The following is a 23,612-nucleotide window of genomic DNA, read 5'->3' as shown; positions in this document are numbered from 1 at the left end:
GAGCCATTCTGTAAAAGCCCAGGCTTTGCGCGTAGCATCTGCCTATCGGATGGGCAGATCGTCACAGCGGCAGGCTGTCACCTTCTCGAACTGGCAGCACACCGACGATAATCAGTCCCGAACCTATTAGATGAAACATCGAAGCATCCCAGGCGTTCGGCCTGGGAAGAGACTTCGGGAGGGTCGGTCATGATATTCGGCATGGATGCCGCCATTCTGGCGCGCGCGCAGTTCGCCTTCACCATCTCGTTCCACATCCTGTTTCCCGCCTTCACCATCGGCCTTGCGAGTTACCTCGCGGTGCTGGAAGGCCTCTGGCTCAAGACCGGGCGCACGGTCTATCGCGACCTTTTCCGCTTCTGGCTCAAGATCTTCGCGGTGTCCTTCGGCCTCGGCGTCGTGTCGGGCGTGGTTATGAGCTATCAGTTCGGCACCAACTGGAGCCGCTTTTCGGATATCGCGGGCAATATCCTCGGCCCCCTGCTGTCCTATGAAGTCATCACCGCCTTTTTCCTGGAGGCCGGTTTCCTCGGCATCATGCTGTTCGGTGAGAAGCGCGTGGGCAAGGGCATCCATTTCTTTGCCACCTGCATGGTCGCCGTCGGCACGCTGATCTCCAGCTTCTGGATTCTGTCCGCCAACAGCTGGATGCAGACCCCCCAGGGCTACGAGATCATCGACGGCCGTTTCTTCGCCCGGTCCTGGATCGAGATCGTCTTCAATCCCTCCTTCCCCTATCGCCTTGTCCATATGGTGCTGGCAGCATACCTCACTACCGCCTTCGTGGTCGGTGCGGTCGGGGCCTATCACCTGCTGCGCTACAAGGGGAACGAGGCGGCGCGCACCATGTTCTCCATGGCGATGTGGATGGCGGCCATCGTGGCGCCGATCCAGATCTTCGTCGGCGATCTGCACGGCCTTAATACCCTAAAGTATCAGCCCGCCAAGGTCGCGGCGATGGAGGGGCATTTCGAAACCCACAAGGGCGCCCCGCTGATCCTGTTCGGCTGGCCCGACCGCGAGGCGGGCGAGACGAAATATGCAGTCGAGATCCCCAAGCTCGGCAGCTTGATCCTGACCCATGAATGGGACGGCCAGATCAAGGGGCTGAAAGAATGGCCGCGCGACGAATGGCCGAATGTCGCCGTGGTCTTCTGGGCTTTCCGCATCATGGTCGCCATCGGTACCGCCATGCTGTGCATCGGCCTCTGGAGTCTGTTCCTGCGGTATCGCGGGCGCCTCTATGAGACGACGCTGTTCCATAAAGCCGCCCTTGCCATGGGCCCGGCTGGGTTTGTTGCGATCCTGGCAGGCTGGTTCACCACCGAAGTCGGCCGCCAGCCCTATGTCATCTATGGCCTGCTGCGCACCCGCGATGCGCTGTCACCGGTATCGGCCGAACAGGTCGCAATCTCGCTGGGGCTGTTCATCGTGGTCTACGGCATCGTCTTCACCACGGGCGTCTATTACCTGCTGAAGCTGATGCGGCTTGGCCCCCTGACCGGCACGCCGGAGGGCGGTCCGGGTGAACCCCGGCAGCCAAAACGGCCCCTGTCGGGTTCCGACATTCCCCTCGATCAGCCGGAGTAAGCGAGCATGGGCATCGATCTTCCCCTGATCTGGGCCATCATCATCGCCTTTGCCGTCATGATGTATGTCGTGATGGACGGGTTCGACCTGGGCATTGGCATCCTCTTCCCCTTCTTCCCCGAAACCCGCGACCGCGATGTCATGATGAACAGCGTCGCGCCGATCTGGGACGGCAACGAGACCTGGATGGTCCTGGGTGGCGCGGGTCTCTTCGGCGCCTTCCCGCTGGCCTATTCGGTCATCCTGCCCGCGCTTTACCTGCCGCTGATCCTGATGCTGATCGCCCTGATCTTCCGGGGCATCGCGTTCGAGTTCCGCTTCAAATCCAACCGTACCAAACCCTGGTGGGACCGGGCCTTTGCCTGGGGATCGCTGCTGGCGACCTTCATCCAGGGGGCGGCGCTGGGGGCCTTCATCCAGGGCTTCAAGGTGGTGGAGCGGGGCTATGCCGGTGGACCTTTCGACTGGGTCAGCCCGTTTGCGATCTTCTGCGGTCTGGCCCTGGTCGGCGGCTATGCCATGCTGGGCTGCGGCTGGCTGATCTGGAAGACGGAGGGCGATCTGCAGAAACGCATGTATCGCCTGATGCCCCGCATCGGTCTGGGCGTGGCGCTCTGCATCGCCATCGTCAGCCTCTGGACGCCCATCGCTTTTCCGAAGATTTCGGAGCGCTGGTTCGGCCCGAACATCTATTTCCTGTGGCCCGTCCCGGCGCTGGTGCTGGCCTGCGTCGTTCTACTGATCCGGGCGGTGCGGTCGAAGCGCGAGCTGCAGCCCTTTGTGCTGACGCTGGCGCTCTTCATCCTCTCCTACCTCGGGCTCGCCATCAGCCTCTGGCCGAATGTGGTGCCGCCCGCGATCACGATCTGGGATGCCTCATCGCCCCCGGAAAGCCAGGGCTTCCTGCTGGTCGGGATGCTGTTCCTGATCCCGATCATCCTGGTCTATACCGCCTATAGCTATTACGTGTTCCGCGGCAAGGTCGACGAAGATGGCTATCATCATTAGGCCGGGCATCATTAGGAAACTGGGCTGGGCGGCCCTGCTCTACCTCGGCGGCATCATGGCCGTCGGGGCGCTGGCCTACAGCATCCGGCTGCTGATTTTATAGCTTCACACAGACACGTCATCCCGGCCCCGCGTGAGGACACTCTCGAACGGTGGAGAACCGCAACCGCCTTCGTCCGGATCCCGGATCAAGTCCGGGATGACACTTCTTATTAGAGAGCGGCCTCAAGTAGGGCCAAGCCCGGTAGGCTAGCGTAAAAAGCCAGCCTTAAGTAGGGCGAAGCCCGGTAGGTTAACTTAAAAAAAGTCCTACCGCCGCCAAGCACAGACGGCGAGGCTGAGCCAGCCGAGGATCAGGAGGGTGCCGCCCAGCGGTACCACCGGTCCCATTGGCCAGCCGAGCCAGTTCTGCAGATAGATGCCGACCGAAAAGCCGAGTGCTCCAAGCTGGAACAAACCAGCCGTGACGCTCAAGGCACGGCCACGTAGAGCGAGACCCGCAAGGCCCAGCGCTAGCGCATGGAGAATATGGAAGCGGGCGGCATCGGCCACGACGATTGATGCCAGCGGGCCATGGGCCGCGGCTGCGGCGACGGCTACCGCCGCCGCGCCATTCACGGCACCGAGCGCGAGCCAGCGGCTCACGATTGCTTCGGCAGCTCTTCTTTCTTCGCAGCGGCCGGGGGCGGCGGCACGTCTTCGGCCTTGTCAACCGCCGGGGTCTCTTCGTTCAGGCCCTTCTTGAAGGCCTTGAAGCCCTTGGCGATATCGCCCATGGCGTTCGGCAGCTTGCGCGTGCCGAAAATCAGCACGACGACCGCCAGAACGATCAGCCAATGCCAGAGGCTAAAACTACCCATCGAACTTTCCTTCCCACATCCCGAAGAGAGAGTCTCTCTCCAGGTTAATTAAGACCCTGGAACAGGGCGCGCAACCCACCCGCCATCATCTCCACGCCGATCGCCGCCAGAAGCAGGCCGAACAGGCGGTTGACGATATTGATGCCGAAGCGGCCCAGACGCTCGCCGATCGGTGCCGCGAGCCTCAGCGCCCAATAGAGCACATAGGTGACGACAACGATAGCGATAGAGACGGCAACCTGATGCCAGAAGCTCGATCCCTTCTGCCCTTCGATGATGACAGTTGAAATCGTGCCGGGACCCGCCAGTAGCGGGATACCGAGGGGGACGACGCCAGCCGATTGACGGGATTGCGCTTCCTCGGCTTCAGCGGGGGTCTGCTGCAGGGTGGAGACCTTGGCCGACAGCATCGACAGGGCCATCAGCAGCAGGACAAGCCCACCTCCGACCCGGAAGGAGGCGATGGAGGTGCCCAGGACGCTGAGAACGACATCGCCCGCGAAGGTCGAGAAGATCAGGACAGCGGCGACAGTACGTCCGACAGTGGCGGCGGTGCGCCGTTTTTCCTCGTCCGCCTGCCCGGCCGTCAGATCAAGAAAGACGGGCAGGGCTGCAAAAGGTGTCAGAATCGCGAAAAGCGACAGGCAGAAGCTGATGTAGGTACTGATGCTCAGCATGGCGCCACCTGTCGCTTTTCGTCTTTAACCTTAGCCGGCGACGAACGGGAGGACTTCGCGCGAGCCGTCCCAGATCATCTTCACCGAGATATAGAGGATCATCGCCAGGCCGACATAGGCGATCCAGCGATAGCGGTGCAGCAGGCGGGCGATGAACTGGGCGGCCACAGCCATCAGCACGACGGACATGATCAGACCGATGACCAGCGCCGAGGTGTTGTGACGGGCGGCGCCTGCGACGGCCAGCACATTGTCCAGCGACATGGACAGATCGGCAATCAGGATCTGGATGATGGCCTGCTTCAGGGTCTTGGTCGGGCCTTCGGCTTTCGGCTCGGTCGAAGGATCGCCATCGATCAGGGCAGCGGCGTCAGCTTCTTCCTTCTGTGCGCGGATTTCGCGCCACATCTTCCAGCAGACCCAGAGCAGCAGAACGCCGCCGGCCAGGGTCAGGCCGATAATACCCAGCAGATGGGTGGTGATGGCAGCAAAGCCAATACGCATCACAGCGGCGGCGGCGATACCGATGAAGATCGCCTTCTTGCGGATTTCCTTCGGCAGACCGAAGACGGCAAGGCCGACGACGATCGCGTTGTCACCAGCAAGAACCAAATCGATCAACAGAACCTGGCCGAGTGCAACCAGCCCTTCGTGGGTGAATAGTTCGCTAAAATTCAGCCAATCCAGCACTGTCGCGCTCCCTATCTCGTCAAAATCCAAAAAAACGGCTCAAGGCCATCTGTATTGCCTCGATGCCGATATACACGATGAGGGACACAATCGCAGCAGCAACTATCGATACAATGAAGCCAAAGACCATCATGAGGCCATCTTCCTCGATCAGGGCGAGGGAGATGAGCAGGATAGCCAGTGCTGGAACGAAGTTGCCGAAGACGATCGGCAGTGCCATCAGGGTCGCCATCGCGAAGATCACGGCTCCGCTGACACGCCGCAGGGTCGCGGTGGTAAAAGCGTGCAGGCGGGGGCGCAAGCTGCGTTCCACCTTGGCCACATAGGGCTGCGCCCGCTCAAGCAAGTGAATGAGGTCAAGGCGCGCGAGCGTCTTCTTGCGCAGATATTGCGGCAACCACGGGCGCGGCATCCCAAAGGCGAGTTGGGAGGCAAATAGCATCATAGGCAGCCCGAACAGGGTCGATACGCCAGGAAGTCCGGGGATCGGCACGGAATTCGGTATCGCCAGCAGAAGCAGAAGCAGTCCGAAGGCATGGTGGCCCAGGCCGTCGACAAGATCACCCAGGCTGATGCGTTCGGCCGGATGTGCCCTGACCACATCGATCAGAAGCTGGCTCGCGCTGGGTTTATGAGTGGTCTCGTCGATTGTTTGATCAGCCATACCTGAGTTTCATGCCAAGAATGGTCGCCGCAGGGACCAACGTCAGGGCATTGGCGACCATTATGGGAATGTCCTTCGCAATTATTCCATAGACCAACCACATGGTGACGCCAGCCACGAAAGCGCAATAGGTGGCTAAGCTGATGCTGCTGGTGTCACGGGTGCGGACGGCCCGGATCGCCTGCGGGAAAAAAGCGGCGGTGGTCAGCATCGCCGCCACGAGACCGATGAACTGGACAAGATTGAAGGACACGGCACGAAGTTCCGATGGGTGAGGCGTTGTTTCGTTTCTTGTTATCGGGTTAGGCGTCTTGATCCGGCAGTGCCTCTGAATAGGCGTGCAGGTGGCCTTTGGGATCGCGCACCTGCCAGCCGCCATCGGCTTCCGCCAGATAATCCGGGCCGATCGGGACTTTTCCGTGGCCACCGGGCAGGTCGAGCATATAGGTCGGCTGGGCAAGCCCCGATATCGGACCGCGCAACTCGCGCAGCAGGGCGCGGCCCTTGGCGATGGGCAGGCGGAAATGGCCGGTTCCGGGGGCAAGATCGGGGTGGTGCAGATAATGCGGCTTCACCCGGTTCGCGACCATGGTGCGCAGAAGGTCGCGCAGCGCCTCGACCGTATCATTGACGCCTTTCAGCAGCACGGACTGACCGAGCAGCGGAATGCCGCCATCGACCAGCAGCGCAATCGCCTGACGCGCTGCATCTGTGAATTCGCGGGCGTGATTGGCATGCAACAGGATATAGGTCGGCGTGCGGCCCCTGAGCGCTGTGACCATCTGCTCGGTCACCCGCGCCGGATCGACCACCGGCACGCGGGTATGGAAGCGCACCACCTGCACATGGGGAATGGCATCGAGCCGCGCCTTGATCTCGCCCAGGCGCCGGGGTGACAGGATCAGCGGATCGCCGCCGGTCAGAATGACTTCCCAGATCTCCGGGCGCGAGGCGATATAGGCCAATGCCGTCTCAAGCTCGTCGGCCGACAGGAAGGCCTCGGACCCTGGGCCTACCATCTCGCGGCGGAAGCAGAAGCGGCAATAGACCGGGCAGGCCTGCACGATCTTCAGCAGCACCCGGTCGGCATAGCGATGGACGATCCCCTTGACCGGCGAATAGGGCGCATCCCCGATGGGATCTTCACGCTCGGCCCCATGGGTCGCGAGTTCTGCCGTCTGGGGCACAAACTGACGGGCAATCGGGTCGGCAGGGTCGGCCCGGTCGATCAGATCCGCAAGATAGGGGGTAATCGAAACTGCATAACGCGACGCAACAAGATCCAATTGCTCGACATCGGGCATTGGAACGAGGCCGGCCTCGGTAAGGTCGGCGATGGAGCGCAGCGCGGTCATGATGACGCTAGCTTGTACGCGTGATCGTCAGGCGCGCCAAGCGTTTGAAATGCAGGTCAGATTTCGACTTGGAACAGAGCTGCGGCGGATCGGACGCCGCAGCGGGCGGGCATGGCCGTATGGGCGGCGGCCATGCGGTCGCAATCAGACGATTTTGCGTAGCAACGCGAGAAAGGTTTCGCGTTCACTGATCGAGAAGGGGGACAGAACCGTCTCGGTGATCTGCTGGCCCAGCGGAATCGAGGCCGCGAGCACTTTACGTCCCTCGACAGTCAGGCTGAGCAGCGTGCGGCGGCGGTCCTGCGGATCATCTCGACGGGATACCAGGCCCTGATCCATCAGACGGCGCATGACGCCCTGGCTGGTCGCGGGATCCATGGCGATCATCCGGCCCAGCAGGTTCTGGCTGACTTCACCACAATCGGCCAGCTTGCACAGGGCGGCGAACTGCATGGGGGTCAGGCCGTCAGCGCCGAACTTCTCTGCAAAAGCGGCCGTGGCTCGTTGATATGCGCGACGCAACAGTTGGCTGACTTGATCATCAATAACAAAACTTGCCGATTCTAAATGCAGAGGTTCTTTGAGCACGACGTTCATCTTCCCGATCCCTTGGCCCCATGAATGTCACAACGCTAGCTGAACTAACCGGCATCCACACCGGTAAGAAATGCGAGGTGAAGCCATGTTTTGTCGGCAAGACCGACAGGTGGCGGTGCGCTCAAGTTTCCGGTACAGTCGCGCCTTAAAAAAAATGTCGACGAGTGTCGGGGGAAGGCTATGCGTCGGACGGTAGGGGTTCTTGGTAGGGTTTTCGGGCTTGGAATCTGGTTACTTGCGGGAAGCGCTTTAGCGGCAGGCCTCAGCGAGACCGAGGTCAATGCCTTATATGATGCAGACAAGCTCAATGAGCTGCAGTCGCTGGTGGCTGCTCCTGCCCGGTCGGGCGACGCTGTCGGTCTTCTGGGCGCTGGCGCCGTGGCCGCCCGCAAGGGCGACATGGCCGGGGCCTTCGATTATTTCAAGAAATCCGCCGACAAGGGCAACGCCCGCGCCATGTTGACGCTGGGTCGGTTCTATTTAAGCGGCGTGGGCGGCATTGCTGCCCGCGATCCCGCCATAGCGGCCGATTGGGTGCAGAAATCCCACGGGGCAGGATTGCCGGAGGCCGCACTGGATCTTGGCATGCTGCATGCGGCGGGTCAGGGTGTCGCGCGGTCGCCGGAAAAGGCCGTGCAATATTACCGTGAGGCAGCCGATAAAGGTGTACCCACAGCGGCGGGTTTGCTGGCGGAAAGCCTGGCGTCGTCGAGTGACAAAGCTGTGCGGGCCGATGGCGCCGCCTATGCCCGTCTTGCGGCGCAACGTATGAAAGCCAAGGATAATCGCGATAAAGTGGCAAAACTCGCCGATCTGCTGATGGCCAGCCTTGACGATGCCGGACGTCAATTGGCGGACAAGAAATTTGCGGATATGCAGGCGAGTGTCCCCTCGGCCCGCGATACCCGCGACCTGAATGAAGCCAAGAACGACGCGGCAAAATAACAAAACGCCCGGAGGACTTCCTTGAAAGGTTTCAGCGGCTGGTTGGCTGCCTATGGCGATCGGCGGACGCTGATCGTCATGTTACTTGGGGTCGTTTCCGGCCTTCCGCTCGCCCTGTCGGGGACCACGCTGTCGATCTGGCTGGCTGAAGCCGGGGTTAGCCGGACTGCCATTGGCATCTTCGCGCTGGTTGGCATGTCCTATACCTGGAAGTTCCTCTGGGCCCCCGTCCTCGACTATCGCGCCCCGCCGCTTCTAGGTGGGTTCGGCCGCCGTCGAGGCTGGGGCTTGGTCGCCTTGGTGGGATTGATTATAGCCACCTTGGGCGTAGGGCTCTCCGATCCGGCCAATGCCCCCTGGTGGACAGCCCTGGCCGCCGCCGCTGTCGCCTTCTTCTCCGCGACGCTCGATATCGTCATCGACGCCTATCGCATCGAAACCCTGCCCGAGGAAAAGCAGGGCGCCGGGTCTGCCGCGATCATCTATGGCTATCGTATCGGCATGCTGATCTCCGGCGCGGGCGCCCTCTATGTGTCCGAGATTTTTGGCTGGTTCACCGCCTATGCGGTGATGGCGATCATTCTGGCGGCGGCCATTCTGCTGTTTCTTCTGCTGCCCGAACCCGAGGTTCCCGTCAGTACCCGCCGCCCGCCCGCCAGCGTCGCCGAGCATCTCGATGCGGCGATCATCGGTCCGTTCCGCGCCTTTGTCGCCGCTCAGCCCCTTTGGCCCGCCTTGCTGGCCTTCGTGGTGCTCTTCAAGTTCGGGGACGCGCTGGCGGGGGTGATGACCAACCCCTTCTATGTCGCGCTCGGTTTCAGCAAGATCGATATCGCCAATGTCTCCAAGGTCTGGGGCCTGATAGCGACCCTGATCGGGGTGTTCCTGGGCGGGGCGCTGGTCGCCCGGTTCGGTATCCTGAAAGGGCTGCTGATCGGCGGCTCGCTACAGCTCTTCTCGAATTTCGTGTTTGTGCTACAGGCCTGGGCCGGGGCAGACATCACTGTCCTGTCCTTCACCGTTTTTATCGAGAATGCGGCCAGCGGCATCGGCACGGCGCCCTTCGTTGCTTATCTGTCGCGTATCAGCCAGCGGGAATTCAGCGGCACGCACTATGCCCTGCTGTCGGCGCTGGCAGCCACGGGGCGGACCTTCCTCGCCTCCTCGGGCGGGTGGTTCGCCGATCAGTTGGGTTGGGTCCCGTTCTTCCTGCTGACGACAGCCGCAGCGGTGCCGGGGCTTATCGTACTCGCCTGGTTGATGCGGAAGGGGGCGGCGCTGCCGGTGGTGGAGCAGGCGGCGGCGCCATCAGGTCGCTGACGGCCTGAAGCGCGCGCGACGGCGGGATGCGATCCAGCGTGCCGCCCGGCGCCCCGCAGTCGCTGGGGGTCAGCCGGTCCAGGCGGCTTGCAAACGGCAATAGATCAAGCGGGTAGGAATCCGGCGTCAGGGCGACCATCGGCATCCCGGCAATCGCCAGCAGATGGGCCATGTCGCTGGGTGCCACCAGGGCGGCCTGACAACGTCCGGCCAGGGCGACGGTCAGGTCCGGGCGCCCGTTGTAGCGCCGCGCCTGGGGCTGCTGAAGCGGGAAGATGGCACCGGGAACAGCAGCCGCGATTTCCTCGCGCTTCAAGGATTCCTCTGGCGTCAGGAAAAACGCCGGGCGCCAGCCGTTGCCGATCAGCGAGCGGGCGGCGCGGGCAAAGCTTTCCAGCGGCCAGGACTGTCCGCGTGATGTGAGGCCGGGGGTCAGGGCCAGATAGAGCCCGCCGCTCGGCATCAGAGTTTCGGCCAGGCGCAGCACCTCGCCCGACATCGGCAGAGGGGCGAAGGGATCCGGGGCAATGCCGCTGGTCAGGGCCAGCAGCCACAGCAGCCGATGCACCGGCGCCACCGGCATCGGCGGCGTTTCCGGGCCAGGGCGGACGGAGGACAGCAGGAAGCCGCCCGCGCTGGAAACGAACTGCCGGGTCGAAATCCCGCGCACGGCCAGCATGGTGCCGAAAGCTTCCTGGGTATCGATCACCAGATCGAAGGTGCGGCCGGGCAGGGCGCGCCCGAACATCTCGATCCAGCTTTCCCCGATCCCGGCTTCGTCGATCACCTCATTGACGAGGCCTGCGACCAATTGGGCATAGACGCTGCGATAGGCGCTCGCGCCCCGTCCGGCCAGCCAGGTGATATGGGCATCGGGAAAACTGTCACGCAACGCACGCAGAAACGGGATGCGCCGTGCCGCCTGACTGGGCGGGTCGTCGGTGGAATAGATCAGCAGTCGGGGGGATTCAGGCAGCGATAAGCCGGTCATGACGCTGGTAACAAGAGGGGTCCTTCAGTCATTCTAACATCAATCCTATCGAAAGAGCCTCCCCCAATCGAAGAGCGACACCCAGCATGACGGTCCGCAATCTCGATGCCCTGTTTGCCCCCAAAGCCATCGCGCTGATCGGCGCCTCGCGCGACGAGCGGTCGGTGGGCGCAGTATTGGCGCGCAACCTGTTCCGGGGCGGTTTCAAAGGGCCGATCATGCCGGTGCACCCCCATGACACCGCCGTCGAAGGTGTCTTGAGCTATCGCACTGTCGCCGACCTGCCGATGAAGCCGGATCTGGCAGTGATCGCCGCCGATCCCGCCGCCGTGCCGGGCTTGATTGCCGAACTGGGTGTCAAGGGCTGCCGGGCAGCCATCGTGGTGACCGACGATTTCGGGGCGGAGAAAGGGGCGAATACCGCCGTCCTTACCCAGCATGCCCTGACGGCGGCCCGTCCCTATCTGATGCGGATCGTCGGGCCGAACTGCTTAGGCGTGCTGGTGCCGGGGCTGGGGATCAATGCCAGCTTTGCCCATGTGGGGGTGCCGGTCGGCGATATCGCCTGCGTCACCCAGTCGGTGACGGTGGCGAGTGCGCTGCTCGACTGGTCGGCGGCGCGCGGCATCGGCTTCTCCCACCTCGTCTCGCTGGGCGATATGGCCGATGTCGATATCGGCGACATGCTGGACTACCTCCAGACCGATCCCAAGACCCATGCCGTGCTGCTCTATCTGGAAGAGATCACGAGCGCCCGCAAATTCATGTCCGCCGCCCGCGCCATCAGCCGCATGAAGCCGGTGATCGTGGTGAAGTCGGGGCGCTACCGGGCGCAGACGGCGGCTGCCCATTCCCATACCGGCGCCCTGGCTGGGTCGGATGCCGTCTATGACGCCGCCTTCCGCCGCGCGGGCATGCTGCGGGTGCGCGATATGGAGGAGATGTTCGCCGCCGTCGAAACTCTGGCCCGGGTGCCGGGATCGCAGGGGGATCGCCTGGCGATTGTCACGAACGGCGGCGGCATCGGCGCCTTAGCGACCGACGTGCTGCTGGATGAGGGTGGGCTGCTGGCGGATCTCTCCGCTGAAACCATCGCCAAACTCGATGAGGTGCTGCCGGACTATTGGAGCCGCAGCAATCCGGTCGATCTGGGCGGCGATGCGGGGGCGGAGCGTTATGCCGCCGCCCTCGATATTCTGCTGGCCGACCCCAAGACCGATGCGGTGCTGCTGCTGAACAGCCCTTCGGCGGTGGTCTCGACCGAGGCGACGGCCAATGCGGTGATTGCGACGTTGCGGGCGCGTCCGCGCAATCTGCCCAAGCGCCCGGTGCTGGCGGCCTGGGTTGGCGGGCAGGAGGCGATGAAGGCGCGCGCGCGCTTCAATACGGCGGGCCAGCCCTCCTATGCCACCCCCACGGCGGCGATCCGGGGCTTCATGCATCTGGCGAAATATCGCCGGAATCAGGAACTGCTGATGGAAGCGCCGCCCGCGACCCCGTCGGAAATCCGCGTCGATGCGCAGAAAGTCGAGTCCGTCCTCGCCAAGGCTGCCGACGATGGTCGCGATTGGCTGGACGAGGCCGAGGCAAAGGCCGTTCTGGCCGCCTATGGCATCCCGGTGGTGCCGACGCTGCCGGTCAAGACCCCGGCCGAGGTGGCGGTGGCTGTCGCGGGCATGAAGCCGCCCTTTGCCGTGAAGATCCGCTCACGCGATATCGACCATAAGTCCGATGTCGGCGGGGTGGTGCTGGATCTGGAAACCCCCGCCGCCGCCAAGATCGCGGCCCAAGGCATGATCGAGCGGGTGAAGGCCTTGAAGCCGGATGCGGAGATCGATGGTTTCACGGTGCAGGAGATGGTGCGCCGTCCGGCCTCCTTCGAACTGATCCTCGGCGCGACCCAGGACCCGGTCTTCGGCCCGGTGCTGCTGTTCGGTCATGGCGGGGTGGCGGTGGAGGTGCGGGGCGATAAGGCGTTGGCTCTGCCGCCGCTGAATATGACGCTGGCCCGCGATGTGATCGGGCGGACGCGGATATCCAAGCTGCTCCAGGGCTATCGCAACCGCCCGCCCGCCGATCTGGAAGCGATTGTGTTAAGCCTGATCAGGGTCAGCCAACTGGTGATCGACCATCCCGAGATCGTGGAGCTGGATATCAATCCGCTGCTGGTCGATGTGAATGGCGTGGTGGCGCTCGATGCCCGCATCCGCCAGAGCCGCGCGACCCCGGTGCCGTTGGCCGTGCCTGCCTATCCGAACGAGCTTGAGCATGAGATGACCCTGCGCGACGGCACGCGGATGCTGCTGCGCCCGATCCGGCCCGAAGACGCGCCCGGCGTGCAGCATATGTTCGGCTTCCTCGATCCCGAAGATATCCGCCTGCGCTTCTTCCAGCCGCTCAAAGCCCTGCCTCGACCTTTGGTCGCGCGCCTGACTCAGATCGACTACGACCGGGAAATGGCCTTTGTGGCCTGTCCGCTCGATGGCGATATGGCGGGCGAGATCTGGGGCGTGGTGCGCCTGACCTGCGATCCGGACCTGATCGAAGGGGAATATGCCGTGCTGGTGCGCAGCGACATCAAGGGACGCGGCCTCGGCATGACCATGATGCATCACATCTGCGACTATGGCCGCAGGCGCGGCGTCGGCGCCATCGTCGGCACGATCCTGCGGGAGAATGCGCGGATGCTGGAGATCACCCAGGAACTGGGCTTCACGGCTAAGCGCGACCCGGATGATCCCGGCGTGGTGGATGTGCGGTTGGAGTTGGCTCAAGAGAGCCTGTCATCCCGGACTTGATCCGGGATCTCGTGTAAGGCGGGCCGCGATACATCAAAAAGTACCGTCATGCCCCGGCTCGTCCGGGGCATCTCCTCCGGGCGCGTTTCAACGCTGTCTCTGGAAAAGTGGACGGGCTCCCGGAGGAGATCCCCCGCATAAAGCGGGGGATGACGAGGTCTATAATGGGGGGCGCTTCAGAGGGTATCTTACCCCAAAACCCCATAAAGCCCTGCCGTAGCCGCCAGGACCAGCACCACCAGCCGCAGCGTCATGCGCCGTTCAAGGGCGGCAAGATCCTTGCCGGTGACGGGGCCATCAGACGGAAACGCGCTGGCGACAAAGCGCCAGCGCGGTTTAGTCGGGGGAGCGAGATGCATTGTCATCGTACGCTTCCTTCTGCTCTGGCCTACCGCGCTTTACGCTACTTGAGGCCGCTTAGCCCCTTACGAGGGAGCGTTCAGCAGTTTGCTTCCGATAGCAGCATCGCGGACGGCCTTCTGAAGCTTTTCGAAAGCCCGCACCTCGATCTGCCGGACGCGTTCCCGGCTGATGTTGTAGTGCTGGGACAGCTCTTCAAGCGTGGTCGGCTCGTCGCGCAGGCGGCGTTCGTTCAGGATATGCCGTTCGCGCTCATTAAGGCCCTTCATGGCGTTGGCCAGAAGATGCGAGCGCTTGCTGCTTTCTTCCTGATCGGCGAGGACCGTTTCCTGGCTCTCGCTATCGTCCACCAGCCAATCCTGCCACTCGCCTTCGCCATCCACGCGCATCGGCGCATTCAGGCTGTGGTCGGGAGCCGCAAGACGGCGGTTCATCGACACGACGTCCTGTTCGGGCACGTTGAGATCGGTTGCGATCTTCTGAACCTGCTCCGGCGACAGATCGCCGTCATCGATGGCCTGCATCTGGCCCTTCAGGCGACGCAGATTGAAGAACAGCTTCTTCTGCGCGGCCGTGGTGCCGATCTTCACGAGGCTCCAGGAGTGGAGGATATATTCTTGAATGGCAGCGCGGATCCACCACATGGCGTAGGTGGCCAGGCGGAAGCCTTTGTCCGGATCGAAGCGCTTCACGGCCTGCATCATGCCGATATTGCCTTCGGAAATCAGCTCGGAGACCGGCAGGCCGTAACCGCGATAGCCCATGGCGATCTTGGCGACCAGACGCAGGTGCGACGTAACCATCTTGTGGGCTGCTTCGACGTCTTCCTTGTCGCGCCATTCGCGCGCCAGGGTGAATTCCTCGTCGACGGTCAGCATGGGGAACTTACGGATCTCCTGCAGATACCGCGTGAGGTTCCCTTCCGATCCGATAGCAGGCAGTGACGTGGTTGCCATGATCCCGTTCTCCTCTTTTGCGTTGCCGCACTCTTGTCCGGTGTTCTTCGAACCCCCGGTAGGGCGGCTTCAAATCGGGCCTCCGCTTAGCGGCCGACCCAATCCCAACCAATTTGCTCGGGTATTATCCTAACACCTTCGCGACCCCGGTCAAGGGATATGTAACTGTTTTAGATACGCCTCTAGAATCGTTAAATCATGAGGCAAGGCACTCTCGAAACGCAACGCTTCCCCGGTCACCGGATGGCGGAAACCAAGCGTTGCCGCGTGCAATGCCTGGCGCTGCCAGTCTTTGAGGAACTTCGCCAAGGGGGCGGAGGTTCCTTTGACCTTGGGATTTCCATAGACAGGATCGCCCAGCAGCGGGTGGCCGATCTTGGTCATATGGACCCTGATCTGGTGGGTGCGGCCAGTCGCAAGGCGGCATTCCACCTCGGACGCGATGCCGCCGCCAAAGCGCGCGACGGTCTTGTAGCGGGTCAGCGCGGGCTTGCCGCCCTTGGAGACGACGGCCATTTTCTTGCGGTCGATGGGATGGCGGCCGATGGGGCCTTCGATCTCGCCGCTGCCCGGCACTGGCGCACCCCAGACGAAGGCGCGATAGCAGCGCTCCACATCATGGGCGGCAAACTGGGCTGCCAGACCGTTCAACGCCACCTCCGTCTTGGCCGCGACCAGAAGGCCGCTGGTTTCCTTGTCGATGCGGTGGACGATTCCGGGCCGCAGCTCCCCCCCGATCCCTTTCAGACTGTCGCCGCAATGGAAGATGAGAGCATTGACCAAGGTGCCATCGGGGTTGCCGGGGGCAGGATGGACGACCATCCCGGCCGGCTTGTCGATGACGATCAGGGCATCGTCCTCATAAACCACTGCCAGCGCGATATCCTGGGGAACAGGTTCGGCAGGTTCAGGGTCGGGTGGCAAAATGGCAAAACTTTGACCCCCTTTGACCCGGACCGACGGGTCCGTTACGGTCGCACCGCCGACGAGCGAGACTCTGCCTTCCTCGATCAGCGTTTTCAGACGCGAGCGCGACAGGTCGGGCAGTTGCACGGCAAGCGCCCTGTCCAGGCGTTCGCCGGACAGTTCGTCGGGGAGGGTCAGATGCAGGGGGGCGGTCATGGTCGGTCACTGGAGTAGATGGGGAGAAGCATGAAGAGTTTAAAGACGCTGGTGATCGGAATGACCACCCTGTTGGTGCTGGGCATGGTCGCACTGGTCTATGGCATCGCCACGAAACTGAAGTCTCCCCAGGTGACCGAAGGCAAGCTTGTGGTGCCGGAGGGCTTGAAGGTGATCAGCGCGGGCGGCAACGACGCCATCACGCTTCTTACCCGCGATAGCGCGGGCGTGGCTAGCCTGCTGCTGTTCGACCCCAAGACGGGCCGCCAGATCGGCCGCTTCCAGATCGAGGAAAAATAAGTGAATTTCGCCTCTGACAATGTGGCCGCCGTCCCGGCCGAACTGCTCGATGCCCTGGTTGCCGCCAATCAGGATACCGCCAAGCCCTATGGCGAGGATGAATATACCGCGCTCGCCGGACGCCGCTTCTGGGAGCTGTTCGAGTGCGAGCTGGTGATGCTGCCGGTCGCCACGGGCACTGCCGCCAACTGCCTGGGCCTTGCCTGCGTTACCCCGCCCTGGGGCGCGATCTATTGCCATCAGACCAGCCATATCGAGATGGACGAATGCGGCGCGCCGGAGTTCTTCACCGGCGGTGCCAAGCTTGTGAAGCTGCCGGGTCATGGCGGCAAGATCGATGCGGCGACCCTGGGCGAGGCGCTGTCCCAGGCCCAGATCGGCAGCCAGCACAAGGTGCAGCCCGCCGCCCTCTCGCTCAGTCAGGCGACGGAGTTCGGCACCGTCTATACCCCGGACGAAGTGCGCTCGCTGGCCGATGTCGCCCATAGCTTCGGCATGAAGGTCCATATGGACGGCGCGCGCTTTGCCAATGCGGTGGCGAGCCTCGGCTGCTCGCCCGCCGAACTCACCTGGCAGGCCGGGGTCGATATCATGACCTTCGGCGCCACCAAGAATGGCGCGCTGGGGGCCGAAGCGGTGCTGTTCTTCGATCCGGCCTTGGCGGAAAGCGCGGTCTTCCGCCGCAAGCGGGCGGGGCATCTCTTCTCCAAGATGCGCTATCTCTCGGCCCAACTCGCGGCCTGCCTTGCCGATGGCCGCTGGCTGTCCTGGGCGCATCATGCCAACAGCATGGCGCAGATGATGGCCAATGGTCTGGCCCAGGTGCCGGGGGCGCGCCTCGAACATCCCGTGCAGGCGAACGAAATCTTCATCACGCTGCCCTCGGCCGTGGTCGAAGGGCTGCTGGGTGATGGTTTCTGGTTCTACCGCTGGGGCGATCCGGAACCCGACACGGTGCGTCTGATCACCGCCTGGAACACCCAGGCCGCCGATGTCGAACGTTTCATCGACCGCGCGCTTTTCCACGCCGCCCATCCCAAAGGCTGATCCATGATCAAGCTCGCTGCCAACCTCTCGATGCTATTTCCGGATGCCCCGTTTCTGGATCGCTTCGGGCGGGCGGCGGCGGCGGGCTTCAAGGGCGTCGAATATATCGGCCCCTATGATCATGGGCCCGAAGAGGTCGTTCGTGCTCTGAAAGACGGCGGCTTGACCCAGGTGCTGTTCAATCTGCCGCCCGGCAATTGGGCGGCAGGCGAGCGGGGCTTTGCCGCCATACCAGGGCGGGAGGCTGAACAGGCCGATGCGCTGCGCCTCGCCATCGATTATGCCCGCGCGCTCGATTGCCCGCGCCTGCATGTGATGGCGGGGATCATCCCTGCCGGGGGCGATCTCGAGGTCGCCCGGCGGACCTTCGTGTCGAACGTGCAGAAGGCCTGTGACGCAGCGGCGCCCCATGGCATCCAGATCCTGCTGGAGCCGATCAACAACCGCGATATGCCGGGGTATTTCCTGAATTATCAGGCCCAGGCGCTCGGCATCATGGATGCGGTGGCACGGCCCAACCTCGCCCTGCAGATGGACTTCTATCACGCACAGGTGATGGAGGGCGATCTGACCCGCAAGTTCCAGGCGAACCTGCCGCGCATCGGCCATCTGCAGATCGCGGGCATGCCGGACCGTCATGAGCCGGATGAGGGCGAGGTTGCCTACGACTGGCTGCTCGGGACCATTGCCGCTAGTGGCTATAAGGGCTGGATCGGCTGCGAATATCGCCCCAAGGGGCGGACCGAGGATGGGCTGGGTTGGGCTGAAGAGTGGCTTTAAGAAACTCCGTCATCCCGGTGCCCCGACACCGGGATCCCCTCCGGGGGCCTGTTCAACGAGGGCTGAGATGACGTGGAAACGCTCCCGGAGGAGATCCCGGGATCAAGTCCCGGGATGACGACTATCTTTCGAGCTTACGCCTGCTTGGCGTCGATGATGCTGCGGCGGATGGCGCGTGTGCTGGCGAATTTGTCGTGTAGTGTGTCGCCATCGCCGACCCGGATGGCGCGGGCGAGGATGCCCAGATCCTCGTGCAGGCGGCCCAGCATCTCCAGCACCGCTTCCCGGTTGTTCAGGAAGACGTCGCGCCACATGACGGGGTCGGAGGCGGCGATGCGAGTGAAGTCACGGAAGCCGGAGGCCGAGAATTTGATCACTTCCTGCTGGATGTGACCCTCAAGGTCCGTGGCGGTCCCGACGATGGTATAGGCGATCAGATGGGGCAGGTGGGAGGTGATGGCCAGCACCCGGTCATGGTGATCGGGCGGCATGATCTCAACCTTGGAGCCAACGGCTTCCCAGGTGGCGCGCAGACGGTCGATCGCCGCCTGATCGGCATCCGGGGTGGGGGTCAGCAGCCACCAGCGCCCGTCGAACAGCTCGGCGAAGCCTGCTTCCGGACCCGAATGCTCGGTGCCGGCGATGGGGTGACCGGCGACGAAATGCACGCCTGCCGGGATGTGATGGGCGACCTGATTGATGACCGCCTGCTTGACCGACCCGACGTCCGAAACGATGCAGCCCTGGTCGAGGTGGGGAGCGATGGAGGCCGCCACCACGCCACAGGCTCCCACCGGCACGCAGAGCAGCACCAGATCGGCCCCGACCACGATGGCCGGATTGTCGCTGGCTTCATCGACGATGCCGAGCGACAGCCCGCGCGCCGGGACATCGCCGCGGTCATAGGCGGCGATGGTCTTGGCGAGCCCGTGTTTGCGCAGGGCCCGCGCGATGCTGGAGCCGATCAGCCCCAGCCCGCAGATGACGACCCGTTCGAACGCCTGCGCCATTAGTCTTTAGCCCTTCAGGAAGGCGCGAATCGCCTCGACGGTGGCCTTTACCTCGTCCTCGGCACCGATGGTGATGCGCAGCGAATGGCTCAGACCATAGGCGGTCATCTTGCGGATCAGGATCCCGCGCTCGGCAAGGTAAGCCCAGGCGGCATCGGCGTTCTTGGCACCATCGGGGAAACGCACGAGCAGGAAGTTCGTGACCGAGGGCGCGCAGGTGAGGCCCAGGGCGGTCAACTGCTCGGTCACCCAGGGCAGCCACTTGTCATTATGGGCGCGGCTGTCGCCGACGAACTTCTGGTCCAGTACGGCAGCTTCGCCCGCGATCTGGGCGGCAAGGCTGACGTTGAAGGGACCGCGCACGCGGTTCAGCACATCGGCGATAGGGGCTGAGGCATAGGCCCAGCCCAGACGCAGCGAGGCGAGCGCATAGATCTTCGACAGGGTGCGCATCATCACGACATTGTCGAACTCGTCCACCAGTTCGGAGCCCGAGGTATAGTCGTTCTTGCCGACATATTCGGCATAGGCGGCGTCGATGACCAGGATGATATCCGGGCGCAGACCGGCATGCAGGCGGCGCATCTCCTGCGGGGTGATGTAGCTGCCGGTCGGATTATTCGGATTGGCGACGAAGACGACCTTGGTCTTTGCCGTGACGGCGGCCAGCAGGGCGTCGACGTCGGTGCGCAGGTTGGTTTCCTTGGCGGTGACCGGGGTCGCGCCCACGGCCTTGGCACCGATCGGATACATCAGGAAGCCGTGCTGGCTGTAGAGAACCTCGTCGCCCGGACCGGCGTAGGACTTCAGCAGCAGGGCGATCAGCTCGTCCGAGCCTGCGCCGCAGACGATATTCTCAATCGGATGGCCGTAGGTCTTGGCAATCGCCTGCCGGATCTTGGTCGAACCGCCATCGGGATAGCGGTGCAGCTCGCCCGCCATATCCTTCAGGGCCTGCATGGCGGCAGGCGAGGGGCCGAGCGCGCCTTCGTTCGACGACAGCTGCATCAGCTTGCCGACGTCCTTCACCTGATTGCCGCCGCTGACATAGGGGGCGATGTCGAGGATACCGGGACGCGGGGTAGGACCGGACATGGACGTGTTCCCTTATTTCTTCTTGAGGGCCAGCGGCACCGGATAGGCGCCAACGATGCTGACATGGCCGATTTCGCCGGCCGATTCATTGATAAGCGTGCGGATGCGCGGATCGTCGGCGGCAACAAAGCCCTCGACTTCGATCAGGCTCCAGACGGGCAGGGGAACCTGCGCGTCGTTATGATCGGTGATGAATTCCACATCGAACCCGGCCTTGCCCAGGCGTGAGAGCAGGCGGGTGCGGCTCATCTCTTCCAGGGTCTCAATGGCCAGGAAGGTGCGGTCGTCGCCCGACGGATCCAGCGCCACCTGTCCAACGACCAGGGCGGAGCGTGCGCTGGGCTGGTTCAGGCCGGGCAGGCGACCGATGATCTTGGGCAGCTTGTCATCACCCGTGCAGAGATGGCGCCACCAGGGGTCGCGCTCACCATCCATCGGCCAGGGCAGCACCCCGACGGTCGAGGCATCGTCGGCCACCACACGCAGCACGGCCCCCGGCGACAGATGCGCCACGGTCTGGGCCTGCACGCCGAAATGATCGCGCGCCAGATCCCAATAGGCGCCGTCGCCATCGGGCAGATGCACGGCGACGGAGAATTTGCCCTGGATCAGGGTCATGCTGGCCAGCAGTTCGCGCCAGATGCGGATCACGGCGGCCAGGGCCAGGGGGCCTTTGTGCTGCTCGGCGCGCTTGCGCAGGATCTGCGCTTCGCGGGCGGGGCGCAGGAAACCGCCGGTGCCCTTCTTGACCAGACCGACTTCCTGGACAATCTCTGCACGGCGCATCAGAAGATCGTGCAGCTGCTCGTCGATGGCGTCGATCTCGCGGCGCAGATCTTCCAGGGAAGCGGGGGCGGAGGTGTCGGTTTTCTTGGTCATGCGTGCCGTGACTTTATGAAGGGCCAGCCCGGTTGGCGGGGCATTCATGGATAATCGCCGCCTTGTCGAAACGCAAAAGAAACATTGACATCCCCGGGCTGCGAACGAAGCTAGCGACCGTCATGACAACCCGCCTTCAAGCCACCCAATCTCTGCCCGGCCTGCGCCTGGAATTCGACGACAGCCAGCCGCTGCCGCTCGACAGCGGGCAACAGCTCGGCTCTTTTGCCCTGCAGTTCACGACCTATGGGACGTTGAATGCGGATAAGAGCAACGCGATCCTGATCTGCCATGCGCTGACCGGTGACCAGTATGTCGCCGAACGCAACCCGGTGACGGGGCGCGAGGGTTGGTGGGGATCGCTGGTGGGCCCCGGCCGGGTGATCGATCCCGAGCATTATTTCATCATCTGTTCGAACGTGCTCGGCGGTTGCCTTGGCTCGACAGGGCCGCGCGATATCGATCCCGCGACGGGCAAGCCCTATGGCCTCAGCTTCCCCGTTATCACCATCGGTGACATGGTGCGCGCCCAGGTGCGCATCGTCGATCATTTCGGCATCGACCAGCTGTTTGCCGTGGTCGGCGGCTCGATGGGCGGGATGCAGGTGCTGCAATGGGCCGCGAAATATCCCGAACGGGTCTTCGCAGCAATCCCGATTGCGACCGCGGCCCGCCATTCGGCCCAGAATATCGCGTTCCATGAAGTCGGGCGCCAGGCGATCATGGCCGATCCCGACTGGCGCGGCGGCAGGTTCCTGGAAGAACAGACCAACCCGGCGCGCGGCCTCGCGGTTGCCCGCATGGCGGCCCATATCACCTATCTGTCCGAACCGGCGTTGCACCGCAAGTTCGGGCGCAATCTGCAGGAACGCCAGAAGGTCGCCTTCGGCTTCGATGCCGATTTCCAGGTGGAAAGCTATCTGCGGCACCAGGGAGCGAGTTTCGTCGACCGCTTCGACGCCAACTCCTATCTCTATATCACCCGCGCCATGGATTACTTCGATCTGGCGGCGGAATTCGGCAGCGTACCGGCGGCCTTCAAAGGCACCAAGACGCGTTTCTGCATTGTCTCCTTCTCCTCCGACTGGCTGTTCCCCACCTCCGAAAGCCGGGCGCTGGTCCATGCGCTGAACGCGGTGGCGGCGAACGTCAGCTTTGTCGAGATTTCGACCGACAAGGGCCATGACGCCTTCCTGCTGGATGAACCTGAGATGTTTGCCGTGCTCGACGGCTTCCTGCGCGGCTGCGCCCAGCACCGGGGCCTGAAATGATCTCCCGCACCCATGCCCCCATCCGTATCGACCTTCAGCTGATCGCCGATATGATCGAGCCCGGTAGCCGGGTGCTCGATGTCGGCTGCGGCGACGGCGCGCTGCTCGATTACCTCGTCCATGCCAAGGATGTGGATGGGCGCGGGATCGAACTTAGCCAGGCCGGGGTGAACGCCTGTGTCGCCCAGGGGCTGTCGGTGATCCAGGGCGATGCCGACACCGACCTCAACGACTATCCCAGCGGTGCCTTCGATTATGTGGTGCTGAGCCAGACCCTGCAGGCGACCCGCGCGCCCAAGGAAGTGCTGGCGAACCTCAGCCGTATCGGCCGCCACGCCATCCTGTCCTTCCCGAATTTCGGCCATTGGCGGGTACGCTGGAGCCTGCTGACCGGAGGCCGCATGCCGCGCACGGACACGCTGGCTTACGAGTGGCACGACACGCCGAATATCCATTTCTGCACGCTGGTCGATTTTGTCGAACTGGCGCGCAGCCTGGATCTGACCATCGAAAAGCTGATGGTTCTGGATGCAGTCGGCAAACCCCTGCAAGGGCTGGCGGGCAAGAGTTTCGCCAATCTGCTGGGTGAGCAGGCGGTTGTTCTCTTGAAACGCTGAAGCGCTTTCCGCTACATCTGACGGAAATAGTTTCAAAGGAAACCGATATGCCCGTTCCCTTGAGCGACGATGGCGTCGACCTTCTGTTCCAGTCCGCGCGCACCCATCGCCATTGGCAGGACCGGCCGGTGGATGAAGAACTGCTGCGCCGGATCTACGAACTTGCCCGCCTCGGCCCGACCAGCGCCAATTGCTCGCCGATGCGGGTGCTCTATATCCGCACACCAGAAGCCAAGGAGCGGCTGCTGCCGCTGCTGGATAAGGGCAATGTGGAGCGGGTGCGGGCGGCGCCGGTGACGGCGATGCTGGCGAGCGATCTCGACTTCTGGCAGCAGATGGATGTGCTGATGCCGGGGGCGAACGCCAAAAGCTGGTTCGAAGGCGATCCGGTCAATATCGAGCGCACCAGCGTGCGCAACGCCTGGCTGCAGGGCGGCTATTTCATCATGGCAGCGCGGAGCTTGGGGCTCGACTGCGGACCGATGGGCGGCTTTGACAGCGCGGGCGTGGATGCGGAGTTTTTTGCGGGAACGCCCTGGCATTCGACCTTCCTGGTGAACCTCGGCTATGGCGACCCGGCAAAACTGCGGCCCCGGAACCCGAGGCTTGAGGTGGATTTCGCCTGCCGGTTCGTGTGATGGACAACAAAAAAGGGGCCGATAATCGGCCCCTTTTTCTGT

At 63.2% G+C, this 23,612-nt stretch carries 26 protein-coding genes; 11 read left to right on the top strand and 15 right to left on the bottom strand.

Features of this window, described 5'->3' with window-relative positions:
* The first annotated feature begins 189 nt into the window (after window positions 1–189).
* Window positions 190–1,590 carry a cytochrome ubiquinol oxidase subunit I gene (locus ACFSM5_RS12550; RefSeq protein WP_379876753.1) on the top strand — a complete coding sequence of 467 codons (1,401 nt, stop codon included), beginning with the start codon at window positions 190–192 and terminating at the stop codon, window positions 1,588–1,590.
* Window positions 1,591–1,596: 6 nt separating this feature from the next.
* On the top strand, window positions 1,597–2,598 hold the full coding sequence (gene cydB, locus ACFSM5_RS12545; RefSeq protein WP_379876752.1) for a cytochrome d ubiquinol oxidase subunit II: 1,002 nt from the start codon (window positions 1,597–1,599) through the stop codon (window positions 2,596–2,598).
* Window positions 2,599–2,907: 309 nt separating this feature from the next.
* On the opposite strand, the gene ACFSM5_RS12540 is transcribed toward cydB, so the two are convergent.
* The 8 genes from ACFSM5_RS12540 to ACFSM5_RS12505 all read right to left on the bottom strand — a co-directional run bounded on the left by ACFSM5_RS12540 (window position 2,908) and on the right by ACFSM5_RS12505 (window position 7,441).
* Entirely contained in the window at window positions 2,908–3,243 is a 336-nt protein-coding gene (locus ACFSM5_RS12540) for a DUF423 domain-containing protein (RefSeq protein WP_379876751.1), read from the bottom strand.
* Complete coding sequence (locus ACFSM5_RS12535) at window positions 3,240–3,458, bottom strand: twin-arginine translocase TatA/TatE family subunit (protein WP_379876750.1); 219 nt, start codon at window positions 3,456–3,458, stop codon at window positions 3,240–3,242. Before ACFSM5_RS12535 ends, ACFSM5_RS12540 begins: the two co-directional genes overlap by 4 nt.
* Before the next feature lie 44 nt (window positions 3,459–3,502).
* Window positions 3,503–4,135 carry a MarC family protein gene (locus tag ACFSM5_RS12530; RefSeq protein ID WP_379876749.1) on the bottom strand — a complete coding sequence of 211 codons (633 nt, stop codon included), beginning with the start codon at window positions 4,133–4,135 and terminating at the stop codon, window positions 3,503–3,505.
* A 30-nt stretch (window positions 4,136–4,165) separates the two neighbouring features.
* The gene (locus ACFSM5_RS12525; RefSeq protein ID WP_379876748.1) at window positions 4,166–4,825 is read right to left on the bottom strand and encodes a TerC family protein; all 660 of its coding nucleotides are present in this window, start codon (window positions 4,823–4,825) and stop codon (window positions 4,166–4,168) included.
* A 19-nt stretch (window positions 4,826–4,844) separates the two neighbouring features.
* Window positions 4,845–5,489: an exopolysaccharide biosynthesis protein gene (locus ACFSM5_RS12520; protein ID WP_379876747.1), complete on the bottom strand. Its 645-nt coding sequence runs from the start codon at window positions 5,487–5,489 to the stop codon at window positions 4,845–4,847.
* Window positions 5,482–5,742: a SemiSWEET transporter gene (locus tag ACFSM5_RS12515; protein ID WP_379876746.1), complete on the bottom strand. Its 261-nt coding sequence runs from the start codon at window positions 5,740–5,742 to the stop codon at window positions 5,482–5,484. Before ACFSM5_RS12515 ends, ACFSM5_RS12520 begins: the two co-directional genes overlap by 8 nt.
* 49 nt (window positions 5,743–5,791) lie before the next feature.
* On the bottom strand, window positions 5,792–6,844 hold the full coding sequence (locus ACFSM5_RS12510) for a lysine-2,3-aminomutase-like protein (protein ID WP_379876745.1): 1,053 nt from the start codon (window positions 6,842–6,844) through the stop codon (window positions 5,792–5,794).
* Between the two features lie 144 nt (window positions 6,845–6,988).
* Entirely contained in the window at window positions 6,989–7,441 is a 453-nt protein-coding gene (locus tag ACFSM5_RS12505; protein ID WP_379876744.1) for a MarR family winged helix-turn-helix transcriptional regulator, read from the bottom strand.
* A gap of 180 nt (window positions 7,442–7,621) precedes the next feature.
* Between ACFSM5_RS12505 and ACFSM5_RS12500 the strand changes: the two genes are divergently transcribed.
* Complete coding sequence (locus ACFSM5_RS12500; protein ID WP_379876743.1) at window positions 7,622–8,386, top strand: tetratricopeptide repeat protein; 765 nt, start codon at window positions 7,622–7,624, stop codon at window positions 8,384–8,386.
* A 21-nt stretch (window positions 8,387–8,407) separates the two neighbouring features.
* Window positions 8,408–9,706 (top strand): AmpG family muropeptide MFS transporter, encoded by a 1,299-nt coding sequence (locus ACFSM5_RS12495; RefSeq protein WP_379876741.1) that lies wholly within the window; start codon window positions 8,408–8,410, stop codon window positions 9,704–9,706.
* On the opposite strand, the gene ACFSM5_RS12490 is transcribed toward ACFSM5_RS12495, so the two are convergent.
* Entirely contained in the window at window positions 9,627–10,697 is a 1,071-nt protein-coding gene (locus ACFSM5_RS12490) for a glycosyltransferase family 9 protein (RefSeq protein WP_379876740.1), read from the bottom strand. The genes ACFSM5_RS12495 and ACFSM5_RS12490 overlap by 80 nt on opposite strands.
* An 86-nt stretch (window positions 10,698–10,783) precedes the next feature.
* On the opposite strand from ACFSM5_RS12490, the gene ACFSM5_RS12485 reads away from it, so the two are divergent.
* The gene (locus ACFSM5_RS12485; protein ID WP_379876739.1) at window positions 10,784–13,495 is read left to right on the top strand and encodes a bifunctional acetate--CoA ligase family protein/GNAT family N-acetyltransferase; all 2,712 of its coding nucleotides are present in this window, start codon (window positions 10,784–10,786) and stop codon (window positions 13,493–13,495) included.
* A gap of 188 nt (window positions 13,496–13,683) precedes the next feature.
* On the opposite strand, the gene ACFSM5_RS12480 is transcribed toward ACFSM5_RS12485, so the two are convergent.
* The 3 genes from ACFSM5_RS12480 to ACFSM5_RS12470 all read right to left on the bottom strand — a co-directional run bounded on the left by ACFSM5_RS12480 (window position 13,684) and on the right by ACFSM5_RS12470 (window position 15,933).
* Window positions 13,684–13,860 carry a hypothetical protein gene (locus ACFSM5_RS12480; protein WP_379876738.1) on the bottom strand — a complete coding sequence of 59 codons (177 nt, stop codon included), beginning with the start codon at window positions 13,858–13,860 and terminating at the stop codon, window positions 13,684–13,686.
* A gap of 60 nt (window positions 13,861–13,920) precedes the next feature.
* The gene (rpoH, locus tag ACFSM5_RS12475) at window positions 13,921–14,811 is read right to left on the bottom strand and encodes an RNA polymerase sigma factor RpoH (protein ID WP_379876737.1); all 891 of its coding nucleotides are present in this window, start codon (window positions 14,809–14,811) and stop codon (window positions 13,921–13,923) included.
* A 150-nt stretch (window positions 14,812–14,961) separates the two neighbouring features.
* Entirely contained in the window at window positions 14,962–15,933 is a 972-nt protein-coding gene (locus ACFSM5_RS12470; protein WP_379876736.1) for an RluA family pseudouridine synthase, read from the bottom strand.
* A 30-nt stretch (window positions 15,934–15,963) separates the two neighbouring features.
* On the opposite strand from ACFSM5_RS12470, the gene ACFSM5_RS12465 reads away from it, so the two are divergent.
* The 3 genes from ACFSM5_RS12465 to otnI are packed head-to-tail and all read left to right on the top strand — an operon-like array spanning window position 15,964 to window position 18,060.
* Entirely contained in the window at window positions 15,964–16,233 is a 270-nt protein-coding gene (locus tag ACFSM5_RS12465; RefSeq protein ID WP_379876735.1) for a DUF6476 family protein, read from the top strand.
* Entirely contained in the window at window positions 16,234–17,280 is a 1,047-nt protein-coding gene (locus tag ACFSM5_RS12460; RefSeq protein WP_379876734.1) for a threonine aldolase family protein, read from the top strand.
* A 3-nt stretch (window positions 17,281–17,283) separates the two neighbouring features.
* Entirely contained in the window at window positions 17,284–18,060 is a 777-nt protein-coding gene (gene otnI / locus ACFSM5_RS12455) for a 2-oxo-tetronate isomerase (RefSeq protein ID WP_379876733.1), read from the top strand.
* 134 nt (window positions 18,061–18,194) lie between these two features.
* Here otnI and ACFSM5_RS12450 read toward each other — a convergent pair whose 3' ends face one another.
* The 3 genes from ACFSM5_RS12450 to pheA are packed head-to-tail and all read right to left on the bottom strand — an operon-like array spanning window position 18,195 to window position 21,092.
* Window positions 18,195–19,070 carry a prephenate/arogenate dehydrogenase family protein gene (locus ACFSM5_RS12450; protein ID WP_379876732.1) on the bottom strand — a complete coding sequence of 292 codons (876 nt, stop codon included), beginning with the start codon at window positions 19,068–19,070 and terminating at the stop codon, window positions 18,195–18,197.
* Window positions 19,071–19,076: 6 nt separating this feature from the next.
* Window positions 19,077–20,165, bottom strand: a complete 1,089-nt coding sequence (hisC, locus tag ACFSM5_RS12445; RefSeq protein WP_379876731.1) for a histidinol-phosphate transaminase — start codon at window positions 20,163–20,165, stop codon at window positions 19,077–19,079.
* 12 nt (window positions 20,166–20,177) lie between these two features.
* On the bottom strand, window positions 20,178–21,092 hold the full coding sequence (gene pheA, locus ACFSM5_RS12440; protein WP_379876730.1) for a chorismate mutase: 915 nt from the start codon (window positions 21,090–21,092) through the stop codon (window positions 20,178–20,180).
* 74 nt (window positions 21,093–21,166) lie between these two features.
* On the opposite strand from pheA, the gene metX reads away from it, so the two are divergent.
* Genes metX through ACFSM5_RS12425 form a run of 3 tightly spaced genes read left to right on the top strand, consistent with a single transcriptional unit; the run spans window position 21,167 to window position 23,570 of the window.
* Window positions 21,167–22,315 (top strand): homoserine O-acetyltransferase MetX, encoded by a 1,149-nt coding sequence (metX, locus tag ACFSM5_RS12435; RefSeq protein WP_379876729.1) that lies wholly within the window; start codon window positions 21,167–21,169, stop codon window positions 22,313–22,315.
* Window positions 22,312–22,932 carry a methionine biosynthesis protein MetW gene (metW, locus tag ACFSM5_RS12430; RefSeq protein WP_379876727.1) on the top strand — a complete coding sequence of 207 codons (621 nt, stop codon included), beginning with the start codon at window positions 22,312–22,314 and terminating at the stop codon, window positions 22,930–22,932. Before metX ends, metW begins: the two co-directional genes overlap by 4 nt.
* Window positions 22,933–22,979: 47 nt before the next feature.
* Window positions 22,980–23,570: a malonic semialdehyde reductase gene (locus ACFSM5_RS12425; protein ID WP_379876726.1), complete on the top strand. Its 591-nt coding sequence runs from the start codon at window positions 22,980–22,982 to the stop codon at window positions 23,568–23,570.
* The last annotated feature ends 42 nt before the right edge of the window (window positions 23,571–23,612 follow it).

The organism is Lacibacterium aquatile, from assembly GCF_042683105.1.
In the GTDB taxonomy this organism is placed as follows: Bacteria; Pseudomonadota; Alphaproteobacteria; order Elsterales; family Elsteraceae; genus Lacibacterium; species Lacibacterium aquatile.
The sequence above is the reverse complement of the archived record's forward strand: the minus strand, read 5'-3'. Positions and strand labels throughout refer to the sequence as shown.